General features: G+C 59.7%; 24 protein-coding genes and 1 tRNA gene. 14 read left to right on the forward strand and 11 right to left on the reverse strand.

Annotated features, from left to right (window positions below):
* Positions 1-22 precede the first annotated feature (22 nt).
* Positions 23-2,110: an AAA family ATPase gene (locus V5A26_RS01035; protein ID WP_332320476.1), complete on the reverse strand. Its 2,088-nt coding sequence runs from the start codon at positions 2,108-2,110 to the stop codon at positions 23-25.
* Positions 2,111-2,183: 73 nt separating this feature from the next.
* Between V5A26_RS01035 and V5A26_RS01040 the strand changes: the two genes are divergently transcribed.
* On the forward strand, positions 2,184-2,318 hold the full coding sequence (locus V5A26_RS01040; RefSeq protein WP_332320475.1) for a DUF7128 family protein: 135 nt from the start codon (positions 2,184-2,186) through the stop codon (positions 2,316-2,318).
* On the opposite strand, the gene V5A26_RS01045 is transcribed toward V5A26_RS01040, so the two are convergent.
* Positions 2,319-2,750 carry a DUF5796 family protein gene (locus V5A26_RS01045; protein WP_332320474.1) on the reverse strand — a complete coding sequence of 144 codons (432 nt, stop codon included), beginning with the start codon at positions 2,748-2,750 and terminating at the stop codon, positions 2,319-2,321. It lies immediately after the preceding gene.
* An 83-nt stretch (positions 2,751-2,833) separates the two neighbouring features.
* On the opposite strand from V5A26_RS01045, the gene V5A26_RS01050 reads away from it, so the two are divergent.
* Together V5A26_RS01050 and V5A26_RS01055 are read left to right on the forward strand one after the other, a co-directional pair.
* Positions 2,834-3,682: a shikimate kinase gene (locus V5A26_RS01050; protein ID WP_332320473.1), complete on the forward strand. Its 849-nt coding sequence runs from the start codon at positions 2,834-2,836 to the stop codon at positions 3,680-3,682.
* Positions 3,679-3,993, forward strand: coding sequence for a chorismate mutase (locus V5A26_RS01055; RefSeq protein WP_442908733.1), 315 nt, complete (start codon positions 3,679-3,681; stop codon positions 3,991-3,993). Before V5A26_RS01050 ends, V5A26_RS01055 begins: the two co-directional genes overlap by 4 nt.
* On the opposite strand, the gene surE is transcribed toward V5A26_RS01055, so the two are convergent.
* The 4 genes from surE to V5A26_RS01075 form a co-directional block, all read right to left on the reverse strand.
* Positions 3,994-4,773 (reverse strand): 5'/3'-nucleotidase SurE, encoded by a 780-nt coding sequence (surE, locus tag V5A26_RS01060; protein WP_332320472.1) that lies wholly within the window; start codon positions 4,771-4,773, stop codon positions 3,994-3,996.
* Between the two features lie 81 nt (positions 4,774-4,854).
* Positions 4,855-6,261 carry a small ribosomal subunit Rsm22 family protein gene (locus V5A26_RS01065; RefSeq protein ID WP_332320471.1) on the reverse strand — a complete coding sequence of 469 codons (1,407 nt, stop codon included), beginning with the start codon at positions 6,259-6,261 and terminating at the stop codon, positions 4,855-4,857.
* Positions 6,251-6,976 (reverse strand): prephenate dehydrogenase/arogenate dehydrogenase family protein, encoded by a 726-nt coding sequence (locus V5A26_RS01070; RefSeq protein ID WP_332320470.1) that lies wholly within the window; start codon positions 6,974-6,976, stop codon positions 6,251-6,253. The genes V5A26_RS01065 and V5A26_RS01070 overlap by 11 nt, the downstream gene beginning before the upstream one ends.
* A 49-nt stretch (positions 6,977-7,025) precedes the next feature.
* Positions 7,026-8,201 carry a M24 family metallopeptidase gene (locus tag V5A26_RS01075; RefSeq protein WP_332320469.1) on the reverse strand — a complete coding sequence of 392 codons (1,176 nt, stop codon included), beginning with the start codon at positions 8,199-8,201 and terminating at the stop codon, positions 7,026-7,028.
* 77 nt (positions 8,202-8,278) lie between these two features.
* Between V5A26_RS01075 and aroA the strand changes: the two genes are divergently transcribed.
* The 4 genes from aroA (at position 8,279) to V5A26_RS01095 (ending at position 11,744) form a co-directional block, all read left to right on the forward strand.
* Positions 8,279-9,565 carry a 3-phosphoshikimate 1-carboxyvinyltransferase gene (gene aroA, locus V5A26_RS01080; protein WP_332320468.1) on the forward strand — a complete coding sequence of 429 codons (1,287 nt, stop codon included), beginning with the start codon at positions 8,279-8,281 and terminating at the stop codon, positions 9,563-9,565.
* 41 nt (positions 9,566-9,606) lie between these two features.
* The gene (gene aroC / locus V5A26_RS01085; RefSeq protein ID WP_332320467.1) at positions 9,607-10,752 is read left to right on the forward strand and encodes a chorismate synthase; all 1,146 of its coding nucleotides are present in this window, start codon (positions 9,607-9,609) and stop codon (positions 10,750-10,752) included.
* A 110-nt stretch (positions 10,753-10,862) separates the two neighbouring features.
* Positions 10,863-11,633 (forward strand): DUF2064 domain-containing protein, encoded by a 771-nt coding sequence (locus tag V5A26_RS01090; RefSeq protein ID WP_332320466.1) that lies wholly within the window; start codon positions 10,863-10,865, stop codon positions 11,631-11,633.
* A 26-nt stretch (positions 11,634-11,659) separates the two neighbouring features.
* Positions 11,660-11,744 (forward strand) — tRNA-Ser (locus V5A26_RS01095).
* Between the two features lie 388 nt (positions 11,745-12,132).
* Here V5A26_RS01095 and V5A26_RS01100 read toward each other — a convergent pair.
* Together V5A26_RS01100 and V5A26_RS01105 are read right to left on the reverse strand one after the other, a co-directional pair.
* Entirely contained in the window at positions 12,133-12,471 is a 339-nt protein-coding gene (locus V5A26_RS01100; protein WP_332320465.1) for a hypothetical protein, read from the reverse strand.
* Between the two features lie 11 nt (positions 12,472-12,482).
* A complete protein-coding gene (locus tag V5A26_RS01105) occupies positions 12,483-13,019 on the reverse strand; it encodes a DoxX family membrane protein (protein WP_332320464.1) in 537 nt (178 codons plus the stop codon).
* Between the two features lie 222 nt (positions 13,020-13,241).
* Here V5A26_RS01105 and V5A26_RS01110 point away from each other — a divergent pair, with 222 nt between their 5' ends.
* Positions 13,242-13,553 carry a DUF5785 family protein gene (locus V5A26_RS01110; RefSeq protein WP_332320463.1) on the forward strand — a complete coding sequence of 104 codons (312 nt, stop codon included), beginning with the start codon at positions 13,242-13,244 and terminating at the stop codon, positions 13,551-13,553.
* Positions 13,554-13,560: 7 nt separating this feature from the next.
* Here V5A26_RS01110 and udk read toward each other — a convergent pair whose 3' ends face one another.
* Positions 13,561-14,187, reverse strand: coding sequence for a uridine kinase (gene udk, locus V5A26_RS01115; RefSeq protein ID WP_332320462.1), 627 nt, complete (start codon positions 14,185-14,187; stop codon positions 13,561-13,563).
* A gap of 131 nt (positions 14,188-14,318) precedes the next feature.
* Between udk and V5A26_RS01120 the strand changes: the two genes are divergently transcribed.
* The 6 genes from V5A26_RS01120 to V5A26_RS01145 all read left to right on the forward strand — a co-directional run bounded on the left by V5A26_RS01120 (position 14,319) and on the right by V5A26_RS01145 (position 18,444).
* A complete protein-coding gene (locus V5A26_RS01120; RefSeq protein ID WP_332320461.1) occupies positions 14,319-14,870 on the forward strand; it encodes a CBS domain-containing protein in 552 nt (183 codons plus the stop codon).
* A gap of 49 nt (positions 14,871-14,919) precedes the next feature.
* Positions 14,920-16,119, forward strand: coding sequence for a phosphoglycerate kinase (locus V5A26_RS01125; RefSeq protein WP_332320460.1), 1,200 nt, complete (start codon positions 14,920-14,922; stop codon positions 16,117-16,119).
* A complete protein-coding gene (locus V5A26_RS01130; protein WP_332320459.1) occupies positions 16,119-16,601 on the forward strand; it encodes a GNAT family N-acetyltransferase in 483 nt (160 codons plus the stop codon). Before V5A26_RS01125 ends, V5A26_RS01130 begins: the two co-directional genes overlap by 1 nt.
* A 46-nt stretch (positions 16,602-16,647) precedes the next feature.
* The gene (locus V5A26_RS01135) at positions 16,648-17,643 is read left to right on the forward strand and encodes a DUF5784 family protein (protein ID WP_332320458.1); all 996 of its coding nucleotides are present in this window, start codon (positions 16,648-16,650) and stop codon (positions 17,641-17,643) included.
* A 102-nt stretch (positions 17,644-17,745) separates the two neighbouring features.
* Positions 17,746-17,913, forward strand: coding sequence for an HEWD family protein (locus V5A26_RS01140; protein WP_332320457.1), 168 nt, complete (start codon positions 17,746-17,748; stop codon positions 17,911-17,913).
* Positions 17,914-17,955: 42 nt separating this feature from the next.
* Complete coding sequence (locus V5A26_RS01145) at positions 17,956-18,444, forward strand: acyltransferase (RefSeq protein WP_442908732.1); 489 nt, start codon at positions 17,956-17,958, stop codon at positions 18,442-18,444.
* Here V5A26_RS01145 and V5A26_RS01150 read toward each other — a convergent pair whose 3' ends face one another.
* A complete protein-coding gene (locus V5A26_RS01150) occupies positions 18,445-19,218 on the reverse strand; it encodes a mechanosensitive ion channel domain-containing protein (protein WP_332320456.1) in 774 nt (257 codons plus the stop codon).
* Complete coding sequence (dacZ, locus tag V5A26_RS01155; RefSeq protein ID WP_332320455.1) at positions 19,218-20,027, reverse strand: diadenylate cyclase DacZ; 810 nt, start codon at positions 20,025-20,027, stop codon at positions 19,218-19,220. The genes V5A26_RS01150 and dacZ overlap by 1 nt, the downstream gene beginning before the upstream one ends.
* Between the last annotated feature and the right edge of the window lie 45 nt (positions 20,028-20,072).

The raw sequence follows: 20,072 nt of genomic DNA on the forward strand, positions 1-20,072 counted from the left end.
CGGGCTCCAGACGGGACCGTGGTCAGTCCGCCCCAGACGGGGCGTTCGACGGGTCGACAATCGACATCGCGTCCGAGAAATGAGCCGTCGTGAGTTGGATGTCACCAGGCTCCGTCTCTTCGGTCTCGACCCCCTCACGGATCGCCCGCATAGAGGCTTCCCGGACCAGGGCCTCGATGTCAGCCCCGGTATATCCGTCCAAATCGCCGGCCATGGCAGTAACATCGACCTCTTGGTCGAGGGGCTTTGACCCGGTTTTGACTTCGAGGATCTTCCGTCGCGCTTCTCGGTCGGGTTCTGGAACGTGGACATGGCGTTCGAGTCGGCCGGGCCGAAGCAGTGCAGTGTCGATCGCATCGTATCGGTTCGTTGCACCGAGCACGATCAGGTTCGGATCGTCCGCGGCTCCATCGAGTTCCGTGAGGAGTTGGGAGACCACCCGCTCCGTGACCTCCTGGGTGTCACCACGACGACCGGCAATTGCGTCCAGTTCATCAAGGAACACGACTGTCGGGGCGGCCTGTCGCGCCCGTTCGAAGAGTTCCCGGACGGCTCGTTCGGACTCACCGACGTAGCGGTCGAACAGTTCCGGACCGGCGACCCGAACAAAGTTCACGCCACTTTCGCTCGCCACCGCCCGGGCGAGCATGGTCTTCCCCGTCCCCGGTGGCCCATGGAGAAGAATTCCCGTCGGCGGGTCAGTATCAGTCGCGTCGAAGAGGTCCCGATGCGTTCGAGGCCACTCCACGGCTTCCCTAAGTGACTGTTTGACCCCCTCGAGACCCCCGACGTCCCCGAAAGCTGTTTCGGGGATTTCGGCAACGAACTCTCGCATTGCGGAGGGTTCAACTCGTGAGAGGGCCCGTTCGAGATCCGGACGTTCCACCTGGAGCTCCGCGGTTTCCTCGTCCCGATACCTGGCCAGTGAATCCATCGCCGCTTCGACGACGAGTGCCTGGAGATCGGCCCCGACGAACCCATGGGTCCGGTCAGCCAGCGCCCCCAGATCGACGTTCTCTCCCAGGGGCATTCCGCGGGTATGTATTCGGAGGATCTCTTCGCGCCCATCCCGATCTGGGACACCAATCTGGACCTCCCGATCGAACCGACCCGGACGCCGGAGTGCAGGGTCGATCGCATCGACCCGGTTCGTCGCACCCATGACGACGACCTCCCCCCGGGCTTCGAGGCCGTCGAGTTCCGAAAGCAACTGCGCGACGATACGGTTCTCCATGTCGCCCCCGCCATCACGCTTCCCGGCTATGGCGTCGAGTTCGTCGAAAAAGATGACGCTCGGAGCTTCAGATCGGGCTTCTTCGAACACCTCGCGAATCCGTTGCTCAGACTCGCCCTTGTACTTCTGGACGATCTCAGGGCCGGAAACAGACGTGAAATGCGCGTCCGCTTCGTTGGCGACCGCTCTGGCGATCCGAGTTTTCCCGGTACCTGGTGGGCCGTACAAGAGGACCCCTTTCGGCGGGTCGATACCCAGTCGTCGGAAAAGTCCAGGGTTGGCCAAGGGGGCTTCAACCAATTCTCGGACGGACTCCAGTTCCGGCCCAAGACCCCCGATATCCTCGTAGGTAACCCCGACCCCCGTCGACGAAACCGCCGAATCGTCGACAGTAAGTGTCGTGTTTTCGGTGATCCGAACCGGACCTTTCGGTTCAGTTTCGGTCACCTGGAACTCGCCAACGTCCCCGAGGGAATCGACTTTGACTTGCTGGCCCGTGCGAACCGACCGGTTCGTCAGGCTAGTCTCAAGCGTGCGTTCGATGACCTCACGATCGCGCCCAGGGTCTGCGGTCGGAACGACGGTAACCGAATCAGCATCGACGAGATCCACGGGACTGAGCGTCAGGTGGTCCCCGATTGCCGCGTTCGCGTTGGCCCGAACTTCCCCGTCTGCTCGAATCTCGTTTCGACCGAGCGAATCGCGACCGGGCCAAACACGGGCAACGGTCTCAGACTCGCCGGCGATACGGACAGTTTCCCCACTGAGAACGCCCAGTTCGCGCATCAGGCCCCGGGAAACCCTGATCACGCCCTGCCCTGCATCTCGCGACCGGGCCTCCCTGAGCACGGCCTCTGCGTCCTGTGTCCCGTTCATGGAGTGACTTCGGGCCGACGGAAAAAAGGGTGGCGGGGGAATGCCTATACTGCCTGGGACGAGACATACGACTATGGTGGAGGAAACGACGAAGGACGGCACAACCTGGTACGTCTGCGAAAAATGCGGGATGATGTTCGACGACCGGGAGGAAGCCAGCCAACACGAGGTCAACTGCGACGCCGAGGACCCAACCTACTTGCAGTAATCAGTCCGCCTCGGCTCGGAGTTCGTACATCTCCTCGCCGAGTTCGTCCTCCTCGAACACGAAGACCCGACCGTCAATAACCGACATGTCCACAGACACTTCCACAGCGAGGCCGTCGACGGTGGCCACGACGCCATCGAACACTTCCATGGTATCGCCCGAGTCGAGAAAGACCCGCCCCACCCCACTCGATTCAAGGATTCCGTCCTCGGTCTTGCGTTCGTTGACGTAGGTCATCACACCCTCCGTCTCCGATTCGTTCGTGACCAGGACTTGCACGTCCTTCCCCGGCCGACAGCGCAACGTTCCCGTGACGATTTCGGGGATGCCGTTGTAGAAGACCCGTCGATTGTCCTGATAGTCGACGTAAATCCCGCCTTCCTCAAGCGTCACCCCCAGTGGTTTCGGTGGGACGTCACCACGAGCAGTCATAGATGGAATTTCCCATCCGGGAAGAAAAGCCCCGCGTTCCACAGGACCGGCAACCGTAAGTGAGCCCTCGCTGAACTGCGGGCATGGACGGACGTGCACAGGCCCCCGCCGCCGGGACAGTGCTCAACGCGCTGGCGACGGGCTATGGGTCGGCTTTTGCCATCGACAAGTACGTAACCGCCGACGTTTCTCTCGGCGGGGACGAAGTCACAGGTGAAATCGCCGACCGACCGGATGCTGATACTTCCTTGATCGAACAGACGGTCGAAATCGTACTCGAACGGTTTGGCGATGTCGAGGGTGCAACGGTGCGGACTGAAAGTGAGGTGCCACTCGCCTCCGGGCTCAAGAGCTCGAGTGCCGCAGCCAACGCGACGGTCTTGGCAACCCTCTCAGCCCTCGACGCCGCAGAGAGGGTGGACCGCGAGGATGCTGCCAGACTCGGGGTTGAAGCAGCCCGAGCCGCCGGGGTTACGATCACTGGTGCCTTCGACGACGCGAGTGCGAGTATGCTCGGCGGACTCACGATAACGGACAACACGGCCGATAGGCTCATCGATCAGGAGTCCGTCACCTGGGACGTGGGCATCTGGATGCCACCGGAGCAGGGGTTCAGCGCCGACGCCGACGTCGAGCGGTGTGAGCGCATCGCCCCTGTCGCGAACGTGGTCAAGAACCTGGCCGAGTCGGGGGCTTACGAAACGGCGATGACCATCAACGGGTTTGCCTATGCGGCGGCTCTGGAACAACCCAGCGAACCACTGATCGAAGCCCTCCCGGAGGCCGCTGGCGTCTCCCTTTCAGGGACCGGGCCAAGTTATGTCGCTATCGGTGAGGCAGCGGCAATCGATGCGGTTGTCGAGCGCTGGGCGGACCGGACTGGACAGACGATCCGAACTCACACCCAATCACAGGGAGCTATCATCGAATGAGCGATCCAATAGGACCACGAGCGGGCGAAACGCCGACCGAAGAAATGTCACTCGAGGACCTCCGCGAGGAGATCCGAATGATCGATCGCGACATCGTGGAACTGATCGCGAGGCGAACGTACGTGGCTGACACCATCGCGGAGGTCAAAGCCGAGCAAGGCCTTCCGACGACCGACGAATCACAGGAACAGGCCGTTATGGACCGGGCTGGGTCGAACGCCGAACAGTTCGGCGTCGAAGCCAACCTGGTCAAAGCGATTTTCCGACTGCTCATCGAGTTGAACAAGGTCGAACAGCGTGAAAATCGGTAATTACTCGGATTGATATCGAGATACAACGGTTTCAAGAGACCCTTGTCCCTCGGGCGTGTGCGGAGCAGTAAGTGCCGATACGCTAACGTGGCCCTCAACGACCGCTCGCCGGTCGGTTTCCGGACCGTCGGAAAGGCTCCGGGTTTCCATACGCTGCCACATCCGGTCTTTCAACGAGACCCATGTCCCATCGCGTTCGGCCGTCATGTCGTAGGCCCGCGATGGGCGTGTGACCCGCATTCCGTCTGGAACCATATCTGGGTCCGGGGCGTTCAGATTTAGATAATCGGCGTCCTCGAAGACACCGCTTCCGAGGCTTTCCTCCACGAGATGGCGGGTCGCCGTGGCGGCGTGTTCGTAGTCCGATTGTTTCAACTGGCGTTTCCACATTTCGTCGGGAAGATACAACGAGGTGGCGATCGCCGGGACGTCGAAGAACGCAGCCTCCACGGCCGCACTCACCGTCCCTGACCGACCGAGGACGTACATCCCAAGGTTAGCTCCTTTGTTGATCCCGGCGACCACGACGTCAGGATAGGGAGCTAGCGACCCGATTCCGGCGACCACACAGTCGACCGGGGTCCCCTCAATCGCATATCCCAGGTCCGTTTCCTGCACCCGGACTTCCCGCGAACTGGCGCGGCCGACGGCACTCTGGTTGTCCGCAGGTGCGACGACGGTAACCGACCCGACCGACGACAGTTCCTCGACCAGGGCCCGTATACCTGAACTCTCGATTCCGTCGTCGTTCGTCACAAGGATTTCGGGGGGCCCGGCCATACACGAGTGGATGGGGGCCCTCCGCAAAAACGCACCGCTGTCAGGGTATGTCTTCGCACGGGGCACAACCAGTCCGGTCTCTCAGGCCCGGTCGATTATCGTCTCCTCGTCCACAACAATGTTGTAGGCCGCCTCGTCCTCGTTGAAGAGAGCCAACCCGCCCGTGATTTGAATGATATCGCCGTATTCAGCGGTGCTGAGATCCTGATTGAGTTCCGTCTCGTTCACCAGCACCGCAAAGTGACTGACCGATTCGCTCCCGTCACTGATCTTGTACAGTGGATGGCCACCCTCCGAGAGGTCGCCGGAGAGTTTCCCGACCACGAGGTCGATTCGGCTCCCGACATGGGCCTCCATGTCGCCGAGTTTCGCTACGTTCGACCGGTCGAGAGCGAAGTCGTACCGCCGCTTCCCGTCCCGCCGGAGCACCGAGTACGAGAACTTCACTGACGTGTTTTGCACCGGGGCCGCACGATCTGCTTCGCCTGCCAGAGCCGCTTGCACGGACGGAACATCGATGTCTGGGCGTTGGTCGAACGACCAGCAGGTGTCAGTTGGGCGCTCGTCCGGCCACAGTCGGACAGTGGGCCCGTAGACCGTTTCCCCTCGCGTCTCGAGGTTTCGTTCGACCCGACGAAGCTGAATGCTCGTGTTCCGATCAGCCGGGGCTGTTAAGACCAGCGTTCCGGACTCCGTGAGAAACTCCAGGTACCGCTCGGCCGTCTCGACTGGCGTCTCGAGTTCTGAGAGAACGTTGTTGAAAAAAATCAGGTCAAACGAGTCCGCCGGGTCGAACTGCTCTGCGGGTTGGCGATGGAGTTCAGTCGTGACGTTTCGTGGGCCATCACCGAGCAGCGATTCGAACACGGCAGCCGCTGGTGAGGGTTCGATGGCGTGGTAGTCCAAAATCGGCAGTTCCGTGGGGTCCCGATCCACGTCGAAGAGATCGGCGATTGCGAGCGCCGGACCACCGACACCGGCCCCGACATCGAGGACGCTGGCCTGACTCGGAACCAGTCCGTCCTGGGCCAGCGTCGCAAGGATGTACTGGGTCGACGCGTAGTAATCCGCCAGGTGATAGATCGCATAGGCGAGTGCTACGTCCCGGTCATATTGGACCGACCGACCATCGAAGTAATCCGCTTTCAGGCGGTCGATCCGCTCTCGAATCTTCGCCCCTGTCTCACCCTGATGCCACTCCGGCCCGTAGCGCTCCACGAGCAACGACTCCAGTTGGGATTCGTACTTCTTTGGAAGCCGATCAACACCATCGAAGTCCGGTCGAAACGGACCCGTTGCAGCCGGCCGAAACAGCCCGTCTGCTCCCTCAGCCAGCCCCAGGTCCATGGCCTGTTCCCGGAGAACCTGTTGAATAACTCTGGGATCCGGCTGATCAGGAACGTACTCCGAAACCTCGGCCGGATCGATCGGCCGTACTTGCCGGAGGTACTTCGCGGTATCCCTGACCGCGTCGCGGTCAACCGGCATCGTCGTAGAGAGCTTCGAACTCGGCTCGGTCGGCCTGGGCCAACTGGTCGATCGCCTCTTGCAGGGCCTCGATCCCGTCGAAGGTTTCCTGAATATCCGCGTAGACCCCCGGCTCTCCGGAGGTAACGCGCTCCCTGAGGGCCTGTAACTCCTCGTACACGGGCGTTCCGAGCTTCTCGGGCACCGGGTCAGCGGCAAGGCCAAAGGCCAGAACGGCCGCATGGACCCGTCCCTGGACCGTTCCCATCGCGTCGTCGTGGACAGCTGGCTCGACTGGGACGACCGTGTTCCCTGCCTCGACGAAGCTTCTCGTAATCTCATCGACAATCGGGCCCCCCTTCCCGACCGACTTCGCAATCCGACCCGGTGCGTGTTCAGGGGCGAACAACGGGTGGAAACTCACACGTTCCACTGCAGACGCGGTCTCTTCCATCACCGCAAGCGGCTCCGTCATCGATCCGGTAAAATCAACGATCGCACCCTCGGCCCGCGATGCCTGAGCTCGGATCACCGTTGGTGTGACTCGAATTGGAACCGCAATAGCGACCACATCGTACGCCTCCGTGCCCTCGAGGTCTGCAACTGACCCGCCTGCGACCTCCGCGGCGGCACTTTCGGCTGTCTCACGGTCTGCGTCGGCGAATGAGACAGAGCCGTCAAACCGGGCGCCGACCCAGCGCCCGACTGCCCCGGAGCCGACGATAAGTGCATCCATTGTGAGTGGATTGCTCGGGCCCGGACAAAAGGATTCGCTCTGCCCCCAGTCAGATGAGCAACGTCTCGGGGTAATCCGTGAGGTTTTCGTATCCGTCGTCGGTCACTATGACGAGGTCCTCGATCCGAACCCCGCCGATCGAGGGGTCATAGAGACCGGGTTCGATCGTGATCACGTGCCCAGGTTCCAGGGTCCCCCCATCAGAACCGATTCGAGGATGTTCGTGGACGTCGAGGCCGACGCCATGACCGGTACTGTGGATGAATCCGGTCTCAGTCGATTCGTCAGACCGGAGTGTCGCATAGCCAGCCTCCTCGTAGACGTCACAGACTGCATCATGGACCTCCGCACCGGTAGCGCCCGGTTCGATCGCAGCCATCCCGGCCTGTTTTGCCTCCTGGGTGCGGTCGTAAAACGCCCGGATCTGTGGATCGGGCTCACCTCGGAGGAACGTCCGAGTCATGTCTGCGTGGTAGTTCGTTTCCTTTGATTGGGGGAAGATATCGACAATAACGGGCTCGTCGGCCGATATCGGCCCGGAACCACGTTCGTGTGGAATCGCGCCATCGGGACCGCTGGCGACAATCGTCTGGTCCATCGCGTATCCCCGATCTAGCAAGGTCCGTTCGATCGTGGCTTTGATCCGTTCGCTCGTGAGAACCTCCTCTTCGACGGAGAGGGAACCGTCCGGCCCGATTTCGGCTTCCGAAATCATCGATTCAGCCGCTGCCATCGCCGCTTCATTGGCTTGCTGGGCATCTTGAATATGGCCACGTTCGGTCTCGGTTTTCGTGGCCCGGATCTCCTCGATGACGTCCTCGAGGTCCGCTGAAACGGTTTTGCCCTGCTCTCGGATCGAATCGGCAGTAAAAAGGGGGAACCGTCGGTCGGTCGCGACCGACTCAGCGGTGAATTCGTCAAGGAACTCACCGATCACGAGGCCGCGAGCGGCATCGCGGCCGTGTTCGTCTTTTTTCGCCCGGTAATCATACGCACTCCACCGACGAACGGAGTCGGCCCGGCTCGAGGACTCGGCTCGAGCGTACTCGAGTGGCGACGTGAGAATGGCCATGTGCTCCGGGGTATAGAGCGTGAGAAACGGGTCTGGCGCATCGAATCCGGAGAGGTAGTGTTGATTCGAGTTCGTGCCATCAGCATCTAGCAAATAGCCGTCCAGGTCACGATCCGCGAGATACTCGTCGAGGCGCGAGACGGAACGCTTCATGACACGTTCCTCGCTGGCTGGTTGCAAAACGCTATCGCCTCCGGAACGGTCATGTGAGCGGGCCCCGAGTTCCAGCTATGCACGCGACGGTAGCCACGTCGACCGTTTCAGGCACGGTCACAGCCCCACCCTCGAAGAGCTATACGCATCGCGCCATCTTTGCCGGGGCATACGGCGCCGAGAGCGAAATCAACCGACCACTCGTGAGTGCGGACACGCGGGCGAGTATGCGGGCCGTTGAAGCCTTCGGCGCAACCGTCCGCAATACCGAACAGGGGCTCTTTGTGTCCGGCTTCGGCGACCAGCCCGAAGTTCCAGCAAATGTCATCAACTGTATGAATAGCGGGACGACGATTCGCCTTGCGATGGGTGTCGCTGGACTCGTCGACGGGACGACCGTTCTCACGGGGGACGAGTCGCTCCGGTCACGGCCCCAGGGGCCGATGCTCGACGCCATCGATCAGCTTGGTGGCCAGGCTCGAAGCACTCGGAGCAATGAGCAGGCACCAATCGTGATCGATGGCTGGGACGACAGTGGAACGGTGCAAGTGCCTGGAGACGTGTCCTCACAGTTCATCACGTCCCTTCTCATGGCCGGTGCGAGAACGGAGGCGGGCATCGAAATCGGACTCACCTCCCAACTGAAATCGAGCCCATACGTCGAAATCACGATTGAGCTGCTGCAGGACTTCGGTGTCGCAGTCGAGCGATTAGACACGGGCTATGCAGTCCAGGGGAGCCAGCAATACGACGCCCCAACTGGCGGTTACACCGTGCCCGGTGATTTCTCTGCGGCGTCATACCTCCTTGCCGCAGGCGCAATCGCTGGGGGGCCAGTAACCGTCGATGGGCTCTACCCCGGTCCCCAGGGTGACAGCGAGATCATCCCGATCCTCGAACGGATGGGGGCCAATATCGAGTGGGACACCGACGCAGGACAAGCGACGGTCACCGAAACCAACCTCACTGGCGTGACAGTGGACGTGGGAGATACCCCAGACTTACTGCCGACGCTCGCTGTCCTCGGCGCCGTCGCGGACGGAACGATGACGATAGAGAACTGCGAACACGTCCGGTACAAGGAGACCGACCGAGTCAGTGCGATGGCCGACTCTCTTGAGGCGATGGGCGCAAGTCTCACAGAGGAACAGGACCGACTGACGATTTACGGGTCCGAGACCGATCTTACCGGAGCCACACTAGAGGGACGAGGCGATCACCGGATCATCATGTCCCTGGCCGTCGCTGGCCTCGTCGCAGACGGGGAGACAACGATTAGCGACGCCGAGGACGTCGATGTCTCGTTCCCAGGCTTTTTCGATGTCCTGGCCGAGGTTGGGGCAGACGTGGCGATAACCGATTGACATTCCAAAGGCTCAATGACCATGGTCCCGACGAAAGTGGTATGAACGGCAATCGCTTCGGACGGCTCTTCCAGATCGCAACCTACGGGGAGAGCCACGGTCCGTCAATGGGGGTGGTCATCTCGGGCTGTCCAGCGGGACTCGAGATCGAACAAGCGGCGATACAGGAGGAACTGGATCGACGAAAACCCGGCCAATCTCACATTTCGACCAGTCGTGATGAACCCGACCGGGTGGAGATTCAAAGTGGCGTTCAAGACGGCTTTACAACCGGGACACCGATCGGACTCACGATTCAGAACAAGGACGCCCGATCAGGCAAGTACGAACCGTTCATCACCGCCCCCCGTCCAAGCCACGGTGATTTCACGTACTCGGCAAAATTCGGAACCCGAAACTGGGGTGGGGGCGGACGATCCTCGGCTCGTGAGACAGTAAATTGGGTCGCGGCCGGGGCGGTCGCAAAGCAGATCCTCGCACACGAAGGGATCGAAATCCGGGCCCACGTCAGCCGAATCGGCGACGTCGAATCGCCGCCAGTTACCTTCGAAGCCATGGGGGAGCACACGGAGGACACCGACGTCCGCTGTGCGCATCCCGAAACCGCGGCTGAAATGCGGGAAGTCACAGAGAAGTACCAGAAACACGGCGATTCGATCGGCGGGGCGGTTTCCTTCGAGATTCAAGGGGTTCCCCGTGGCCTGGGTGCGCCCCGGTTCGAAGCCGTCGAGGCTCGGCTCGGGAAAGCGATGCTGTCGGTTCCGGCCACGACAGCGTTCGAAATCGGACTCGGTCGCGACGCAGCCACGGTTTCCGGGCTCGACCGGAACGACGAGTGGGAATTCGACGAGAACGACGACCCGACCCCCATCGAAAACGACCACGGGGGCGTCGAGGGAGGTATCACAACCGGAGAGCCGATTTACGGGGAAGTGACTCTCCACGCCCCGACCTCGATCCCGAGCAAGCAGACCACCGTCGACTGGGAGAGCGGCGAGGAGAAGACCGTGCAGGTGACCGGTCGCCACGATCCAGTCCTACCGCCCCGGGCGGTCCCGGTCGTCGAGGCAATGGCCGCCCTCACGATCACGGACTTCATGCTGCTTTCGGGCCGAATCAATCCGGACCGACTTGACGGTCAACCGGGCGAATACGACACCGATTACCACCCAAGTCGGCCCGAGTGAGTCGTCGTGGGGAATATCCGATAATTGCCTCTCGCAGCCGAGGAGTTTTAGGCGGACCACCGTCGACGCATAGCCATGCTCAAACGAGTTGCTCCAGTCGGTGAACGGAAATGACGACCGTCATCGTGCTCGCTGAGCCCCCAGTCGAAGGGGTCGCCTGTAAACAACTCGTCGAACAGACGGACCTCACACCAAATGACGGCCTCGCACTCTACGAGGCATTGGTGGCAGACACCATGGCAACCCTGGAGCAGAGTACGGTCGACATACTTGTGAATTACCCGCAAGCCGATGCTGTCCCAGGAGATTCCGAAGATATCGACCCGAAGGCAAGACTTCGCGAGTTGGCGGCAAAGGCGATGTCACCCGACCGGTTCGAGGAAATTCGGTTCGAGCCCCAGGTCGGCGGTAATTTCTCGGCGAAAGCGGGCAACGCCATCACCCATCTGATTCGAGACGAGGACGCCCAGTCCGCGACAGTTCTCGATCCGTGTGTGCCACGGCTCGCACGCTCGATAGTCGACGAAGGGGCGCTCAAACTTCGCCGGGCAGACGTGGTCCTCGGACCGGCTGCACGAGGTGACGTATACTTCGCGGGTTTCTCCGACTTGATCGACTTCACGGACGTTTTCGAGACCCAGCCCATCGAAGCCGTCACACGAGAAGCCACTGCAAATGACCTTGCTGTCGACTTCCTGCGAACGAGAGAAGTGCTGTCAACTCCGGCGGATTTGCGTGGCGTGTTGACGAGACTTACTGCGAACACCCTCGCCGGGAAGCCGCTTCCGGAGCAGTTCTGGAAGACGATTCAGGAGCGAGAAATCGAGTTGCGTGATGGGGAGATCACAAGCGCGGCGGCGGAAGCGACCGACAGTTCTTAATCCATCCCCACGTTTGCTGGAACTGTGGTGAGGTAGCGAAGCGGCCTAACGCGCCTGCCTTGAGAGCAGGTGGCTATTGTAGCCTCAGGGGTTCAAATCCCCTCCTCACCGTTTCTACCGAACACAGCGCGTGAGCCGCCAGGCTCCGCGCCACCTGAGGTTGAACGGTATCGAGGGATTTGAGCCCTATCAGACGAGCGAGCAGAGCGAGCGAGTCTGTTTTCGGTTCAAATCCCCTCCTCACCGCTTCTACAACACAGAGAGCGTGTGCCGCCAGGCACCGCTCACTTCAAGTTGAACGGTGTCGTGGGATTTGAGCCCTATCAGACGAGCGACCTACGGGAGCGAGTCTTCCTCTGGTGCAAATCCCCTCCGCACTGGTTCGACCGAACAAAAGTCGGTCGCCCGACTGCATCGTCGTCACTGATAAAAAGAACCGAAAAAACGCACTTCTCGATTACTGATTTGCCAACCGTGCGAACCCACCGTTCGGGTCCGCTCAATCAGCAGTCGGTGCCGGCGACGCGTTCGGGTCCGTCCCCGAGACGGAAATGAGGCGGTACACCACCATGAGACCGAAGACGATGAGCCCGATAGCGAGCAACGTCGCTCGAAGGTTGGGCCCCACGATCGGCGTGGCCGTGATCTCCGCGGCTTCCGGGACACCGCTTTGGGCCAGCGCATAGCCCGCGGAGTCTCCGTCCATGTACTCGACCATCCCACTCATCGATCCGCCGAAGGTGTTCAGCAGTCCGAGGATCGGCATCGCGAGGACCACGAGGCCCCCGAAGATGAGCATTCCAGCGCGTTCGACTGTCGTGATTTTTTCGTGTGTCATGAGTCTGTGTGTTAGCCGAGGATTGCTTTTGCAAATGGATGTTGGGCCCAGTCCATGCGTTCGAGATACTGGTCGACCCCCCAGACGCGACCCGCGCCGAGGATCCCGACCGTGGCGAACAGGACCAGTCCCATCATATCGCTGTTGACCAGTCCGTGGCTCCAACCAGCGTTCACGAAGTAGAAGAAGAACATCAGGAAGCCACCGAAGAAGGCAGCGAGCCTGGTGAACACTCCGAGCAAGATTCCAAGTCCGATCAGAAACTCGGCCCACGGAATCATGAAGTTCGTGAACGCGATTCCGGCGGAGTTGTTGAACAGCGCCAAGACGCCTTCCAAAATTGTTCCTTGCGACGCGAACTGGATGAACCAGGCCGCGTCGAACGGCGAACCGAGGACATAGGTCTCCCAGACCTTCGTCAACCCGGCGTGGAACATCCACCATCCGGTCACAACGCGAAGGATGAACAGCCAGTAGGCAGTCCAGGTACCGTTGACCTCCAGAGAGATATCGCCCCCCGGTAGGTAAGCCTGTATTGTTTGGGTCATTGTGTGTTGTTACGATTGTTTTTAGCCACCCCTAAAAGTAAAGGAAAGTGCCGTTTACCAGGGATTCAAATTGGTACAATACAATCCCTATGAGATTTCCTAAAAATCTTGCCCCCAAATTAATGGGTGCGTAATGGGGAATTGGGCCCCTTCGAGAATCAGTACAAACCAAAACCCGAACGCGGGGGAACCACTTTAATGACTCAGAGGTAAGGGGGTCGTATGAGCGACCGGACGCAGTCCGACTGGCCGATCGACCCCGACGGTGAGGAGGGGAGCAACGGAATGCGGCGATTCGATATGGCGATTCTCTCGAAATTCGAGCCGAAAGCGGCGTTTCCCATGACCGCCGAGGAGTTTCTGGACCGGCATGGTGCCAAACCGGTTCGGTTCAATCATCAACAGATCGTCCCCGTGTCGGAAATCTTTGATCAGGTCTCCGTGAATTCCTTTGCAACAAAAACGGAGTTCCATCACGCCGTTGGGGAGGCTATCAGGGACGGTGGGCTCTGGGAGTATCACGCAGCGCACTAATCACGACTTAGCGCGTTTCGCTCTCGATTTCGCGTTCGACTTTCTCCTGTAAGAGGTCGACAGCCGTCCGATTCGCCCCCTCAGGGATAATCAAGTCGGCCTGCTTTTTGGTCGGAGCGACGAACTGCTCGTGCATCGGCTTCACCGTCGATAGGTATTGATCGATGACCCCTTCGAGGCCCCGCCCACGTTCGACCACATCCCGTCGAATGCGCCGCAAAATGCGAACGTCTGCATCGGTTTCGACGTATACATTGAGGTCGAATAGGTTTGTGACTACCTCGTCGTAGAGTGCCAGGATCCCTTCGAGAACGATGACCGATGACGGTTCGACCGTGACACGCTCGGATTCCCGAAGGTGACGTTCGAAATCATATTGGGGCATCTCGATCACCTCACCGGACAGTAAGGTCCCGAGTTGCGATCGGAGCAGTTCCCATTCAAACGCTTTGGGGTGATCGTAGTTGACCTCCGTCCGTTCGGCAAACTCGAGATGGGAGAGATCTTCATAGTAATTGTCCAATGGAATCATCGTCACGGCCTCCCCGACGTTCTCGGTGAGCTCGCGGGCGACCGTCGTTTTGCCGGCACCGGTTCCGCCGGCAATGCCGATCGCATAGGGAGACCGCTTCATCATGCCTACTGGCGGATGCCTACAAGTTGAATGTCCCGAAATCCTGCACAGCCCAACTTGAGTGTTAACCGTTCTCACGGCTTAAGGCTACCGGGGATAGATTTTAGACCGATTCGGTGGTACATATAGATATGAGTCCACTCCCCGTCAGGGATCTCGTCTCGGGTAATTACGTCGGGGTGAGTGAATCAGACGCGGTGCTCGGAGCGGCTGAATTGATGCGGAATGCAGGACAAACGGCCGCGGTCGTTCTGCGGGGTCAAGACGCAGCCGGCGTGCTCACCGCCGGAGGGATTCTCGATCATCTACTTGAGGGAGGGGAGGTGGAGTCGACACCCGTCTCGGAAGTCATGAATTCGGATCCCCCAACCGTTGGGGCTGAGACGACGATCGGCGAGGCGACCAGACGTCTTGTCGGAACCAGGGTGAGCCACGTGTTGGTTGGGGATGGTGCCGAAGTCATCGGACTCCTTGACGCCAGAGATCTTGCGACGGCCAAACAAAGCGAGCAGGGCGGTTCGAGCCCCGAACCGGTACAGTCAGCCACCGCAGCGGAGTCGCGGGATACCGCTGTCGAAGATGGATATTCCAATCAGAGCATCTGCGAAGGATGTGGCTCGTTCTCACAGAACTTGCTCGACGTTGACGGACAACTCCTCTGTCCTGATTGTCGGACCGTCTGACGAACGGACACGGAAACGCATTTGCACGCCCAAATGAAGTGTTGGGTACATGGCGATACGGACCCTGGATGACCTGGATTTCGAGGGGACTTCGGTAGGTGTTCGGGTCGATATCAACAGTCCGCTTGCGGACGACGGGAGCTTAGCCGACGACGCACGGCTCAAAGCTCACGTAGATACTCTGACGGAACTCCTCGAACGGGGCGCCCGCGTGACCGTGTTGGCCCATCAGGGCCGACCCGGAGGTAACGAGTTCGAACCCCTGGAGACCCACGCCAGGCGGTTCGACGAGTTGCTCGACGCGCCGGTGACGTACACGGACGCTACGAGTTCCGCTGGCGCTCGTGAGGCTATCGACGGCCTCGATCCGGGGCAGGCCCTCCTACTCGAGAACACCCGCTTTTACAGCGAGGAATACATGGAATTCGAGCCAAAGGTGGCGGCTCGCACCCATCTGGTCGAACGATTGAGCCCCCATTTCGACGCCTTTGTTAACGATGCGTTTGCCGCGGCCCATCGGTCCCAACCCTCCCTCGTCGGCTTTGCGCACACCCTCGAGGCGTATGCCGGCCGTGTCATGGAGCGGGAAATCAACGTCCTGGGGAACATCAATGAAACCCCGACACCACGAGCCTATGTAGTCGGTGGCGCGAAAGTCCCGGACGCGATCAGAATTATCCGCCACGGCATCGAGGCAGATCTGGCTGACGAAGTCTACACTGCCGGGCTCGTCGCCAACGTCTTTCTCATGGCCGACGGTGTCGACCTCGGGGAAGCGGCCGCAGATTACATCATGGAAAAAGACGTCTGGGATCAAATCGACCGCGCTGCGGCCCTCCTCGAAACCCATGGCAACCAAATCCATCTTCCAGTAGATGTTGCAGTTACTCGCGGAAACACTCGGACAGAAGTCCCTATCGAAGCCCTTCCAACCCCCTCGGACGGGGACGTAATGGACATCGGCAGCGAAACCGTCGAGCAGTATGCGACCTATCTCGATTCGATGGGGACGGCCATTCTCAACGGCCCGGCCGGGGTTTTCGAAAATGAGGCCTTTCAACTAGGCACAAAAGGACTGTTCGAGGCAGTCGCGGATACAGAGTATAGTGTCGTGGGTGGTGGAGATACAGCCCGGGCCATCCGAAAGTTCGACATCACCGGGTTCGACCACGTCAGCACTGGCGGTGGCGCCGCGCTCGCGATGCTCACCGGGCAGAACTTACCGGCGATCGACGCGCTCGACTCCTGATGGACTACGACATCGCGGCCGCCGACTCGGAAGATCTCGACGAAGTGCTCGAGTGTTGGATCGAACTCGTCGAGGGTCAACGGGAATACGGCTCGCACATCGAGGCCGAGTCCAATCGAACAATAGCTAGGGACCTCCTGGGCCAATACATCACTGGAAACATGCTCGCTGTTGCCAGACCAGCGAATGGGGATGTAGGCGAGGACCTGTTGGGATTCGTAATGTACTACCGGGAGAACGGTGTCTATTCCCAAACTTCTACTCGGGGGGTCATCGAAAACGTCTATGTGAAGTCGGCGGTTCGGGGGAGTGGAATCGGATCGGCGTTGCTTTCCTATGCCGAGTCCGAACTCGAAGACCGGGGCGTGGACGTCGTCGGGCTCTCCGCAATGGCTGAAAACCAGTCCGCGATCGACTGGTACCGGGATCTGGGCTATGAAGCGCACCGACTCGTTTTGGAGCGAGACCTCGATGCGGAGTGACCGGCAGAGGGGAAGGTGTAAACGGACTGATGAAGTATTTTACATCGTGGCTAGTCTGTTACGTTTCCGGCGGTCTACGGATTCCTGGTCGGTGAACAAGGTCCGAGACCGGATTTTCCGATCACTTGATGATGCACTCGGAGCAGAGATGTCGACCCCCTGGTTTGCCCCACCGGACGGGTACGAGGCGCGGCGATTCGAAATGGACAACGGAGATATTGCGCTGTTCGCCTGGAACGACCACCAGGCGTACTGGATGGGTAATACCGAGACTCCGCAGATCCTCTGGCGTACTGCCAAATTTGACTTTGCGAGTGTGCCCGAGGGGATCGCCGACTGGGCCGAACGGGAATTGCTTGCCCAACTTCACGAGGAGTCGCCGTGGCTGATCGAATACCCCCATCTCTCCTGGTATTTCCTGCCGGTCTTTCTGTCAAAGGACGGTCGGGAGACCTCGCGTGAGTTCTTCAAAACCCACGCAGCGGGATTCCCGATCGAAGATGCTGATCCCGCACTCGAATTTTACGAGTCGTTTCTCGCGACCGGGGTTCTGGATGAGTACCGGCATCTCATGGCCGGGAAACTCGGGACTTCCGAAGGGCTCAATTTGATACGGATGACCGCAGCCATGGGCGAGTTCAACGCCGCATATCTCTTACACACCGCCGGCTACAACTTCGAACCCGAGGCACCGGTCTCGACAGGCCATTCACTCGATTTTCGAGTCGAAACAGCTCAGGGGGCCCATCTCGCCGAGGTCACCCACCCGGCCCCACCCCATCGACGCTCCACGAGTTCTGCGGTCGAGTCAGTCAAACGAACAGCAGAAACCAAAGTCGATGGCCAACTGGACGCTCATGGTGGGGGTGTCCTTCTGCTCGTTGATTGTACGAGTTTTACCGACGAAGAGTGGGAGCACGTCGAAGCAGCGGAGCCAACGGTTGGGCATCGCCCGGCGATTGTGTATCGGCTTCGTGCCGATGGCAGCGTCGCAGGCTACGGAGATGGACGTGTTCCCCTAAACCTCGGCATCCTCGATTGAGTCCCCCCCCCCCGCGCTGAAGCGAGAGGCTATCTCCTCTCCGTTCCGTAATTCTGGTCCGGTCCCTCCGCTTTTATTGTCCCTTGGTACCAAAGAGCATGCATGAGTGGTCAAATCCGTCGGCCCCAGACCAGGCGGTGTCTCCGGTGTGAACGCGAGGAAGTATGGGACGGTGACATGGGCGCCTGGCGGGTCGAAGGGGATATGGGGAATGTCTATTGCGTTCACGAGTGGAACATTACGAACGGATTCAACCCCGTCATCGAGTGAGCTCTCGGTGAATTGAAACCACGGGCCCTCTTAGAGCACAGTGTGTCCAAGCGTCGCCATGATCGCCTGACACGAACGGCGACAGCGTCCGGGAATTCGCTGCATCACTGGCGATCAGCCAAGTCACTATGGGTCGTCGCCAGGAATTACGCCGCAATCGTCGTAGCAAGACACTCGCCGAGTCTTCGGCTGAAAAACTGGCTTTTCAGACGGCTCGGAATGTCAGTCGAGGACGGTGCCCGGTGGGCCCTCGAATCAACACCCGACGTCTTCTTCCCGGAACTCATTACCGTGAAACAGGACGCGATTATCGGCTACGATACGACCATCCTCTGTCACGAATTTCTCCAGAACGAATACCGGACCGGGCCGGTCACGATCGGGACTGAAGCCATGGTCGGCGCAGGCGCAATCGTTCTCCCAGGTGTGGAAATCGGAGCCGGAGCCAGTGTTGCTGCAAACTCGCTGGTCACAGAGGACGTGCCCCCAGAAACGACGGTCGCTGGAGTTCCCGCAGAACCCGTCGAGTGATCAGTCCCGAATCATCGTGGCCCCGTTTTTGAGGACGAGATGGTTCGGGACGAGAAACACCCGCCCATCAGCTTCGATCGAGGTGACGAACAAATCGATTTCCTGAACGACCCCTTCACGCTCCCCGATGGCCACGCGATCGCCGATGCTAAACGGTTGGACAAGGAGGAGATAGAGACCAGCACCCGCCGACGCAAGCAACTGATGGAGTGCCGTGGTAACAAAAACGATCCCGGCGAGGAGGTACGCCCCGAGCAAGATGATGAGAACCCCCACGGCGACCCCAATCTGGGCCAAGGCCAACAAGATCGCGATGAAGATCACCGTATACCGTAAAATCCGGCCAATGAGAGTTATCTCTGGGAATTTGACCCCTTTGAGTCGTTCGTCCACGAACATCTCGACTTTGTCGCCGACGAGGAGTCCACCCATGATAACAAGCACCGCAAGTACGTATGATGGGAGCAAATCAAACGCCCGAGAAATCAACACACTCGTTTCCACCAATTCTGCCATCTGCAGACTGAGGACGACTGTAAACGCGTAAATCAACCACGCCGACCCTCGAGCGAGAATCGTGACGGTTTCGGTTCCGAAGTTCCGTGCCGTTCGTTCGAGGCTCGTCCCCTCGACGGCATCTTTCAGTCCAATTGCCCCGAGAATCCGTCGATTCAGTTGCCCGAGGACGTATCCACCGCCGAAGCCAATGAGCAAAATCACCCCGGCCCAGAGATACCGCGTCTCAATGGCCTGAACGACGTTCAAATCCGCCATCAGTACGCCTCCGGATCTAACTCCAGTACCAGATCGCCGCTTTTGAACGCCCGAACGAGTCCGTCACTTTCGCTCAACACGATGGCGACGGCGCCAGTATCACGGGTAATCGCCCCGGCGGCCATGTGGCGGGCACCGAGTCCTTTCGGGATATCGACCCCTTCCGCCGAGGGTTCGAGGTATCGGTACGCCGAGACGATTTTCCCCGAATCCGAGATGACGAAAGCCCCATCCAGGCGAGAAAACTCCTTGAGCATCACGTTGACGATGTGATCTCCAACATGCACGTGAGATTTCTCGAACGGGTTGTAGGACAGAGGCCGGGACTTGGTCATGACGTTACCGGCGTCCCCAACGACGAACAGGGCTCCGACCGGCTTGCCTTTCTGCCCCTTTCGTCCCAGTTCTATGGCTACGTCGAAGGTGTCCCGAATGACCGATGAATCTGCCCGCGAAGTGGTGAAGAGATCGTAGATTCCGTGGGTTCCTTCCTGCACACGAACACGGGCCACCATGTCTCGCTCGTCACCGAACAGGCTCAGCACCGCCGCAATTTTGTCCCCTGGTTCGACGAGTTCCTGTTCCCTCGCGCCCTCCATCGCAAACCGGATGTAATCCGTGACCCCATCGAAATCCAGTGGGACTTCCACGAACTCTGTCGCCTCGACGTCGTTTTCCGTGTCAACGACGACCAACGAAAGTTCCTCGATAGCTGTGGCTGCCTCGTACTCCGAGCCAGTCGGGGAGAAGAGAAAGAGCGCATCGATATCGGCGACGATGTCATCAATGAGGTCACAGATTTCGCTCATTATGTCAACGAAAGCAGCCAGTCCTCAAAACGTTTGTGCGGTATT

The organism is Halodesulfurarchaeum sp. (genome assembly GCF_036626455.1).
GTDB lineage: Archaea > Halobacteriota > Halobacteria > Halobacteriales > Halobacteriaceae > Halodesulfurarchaeum.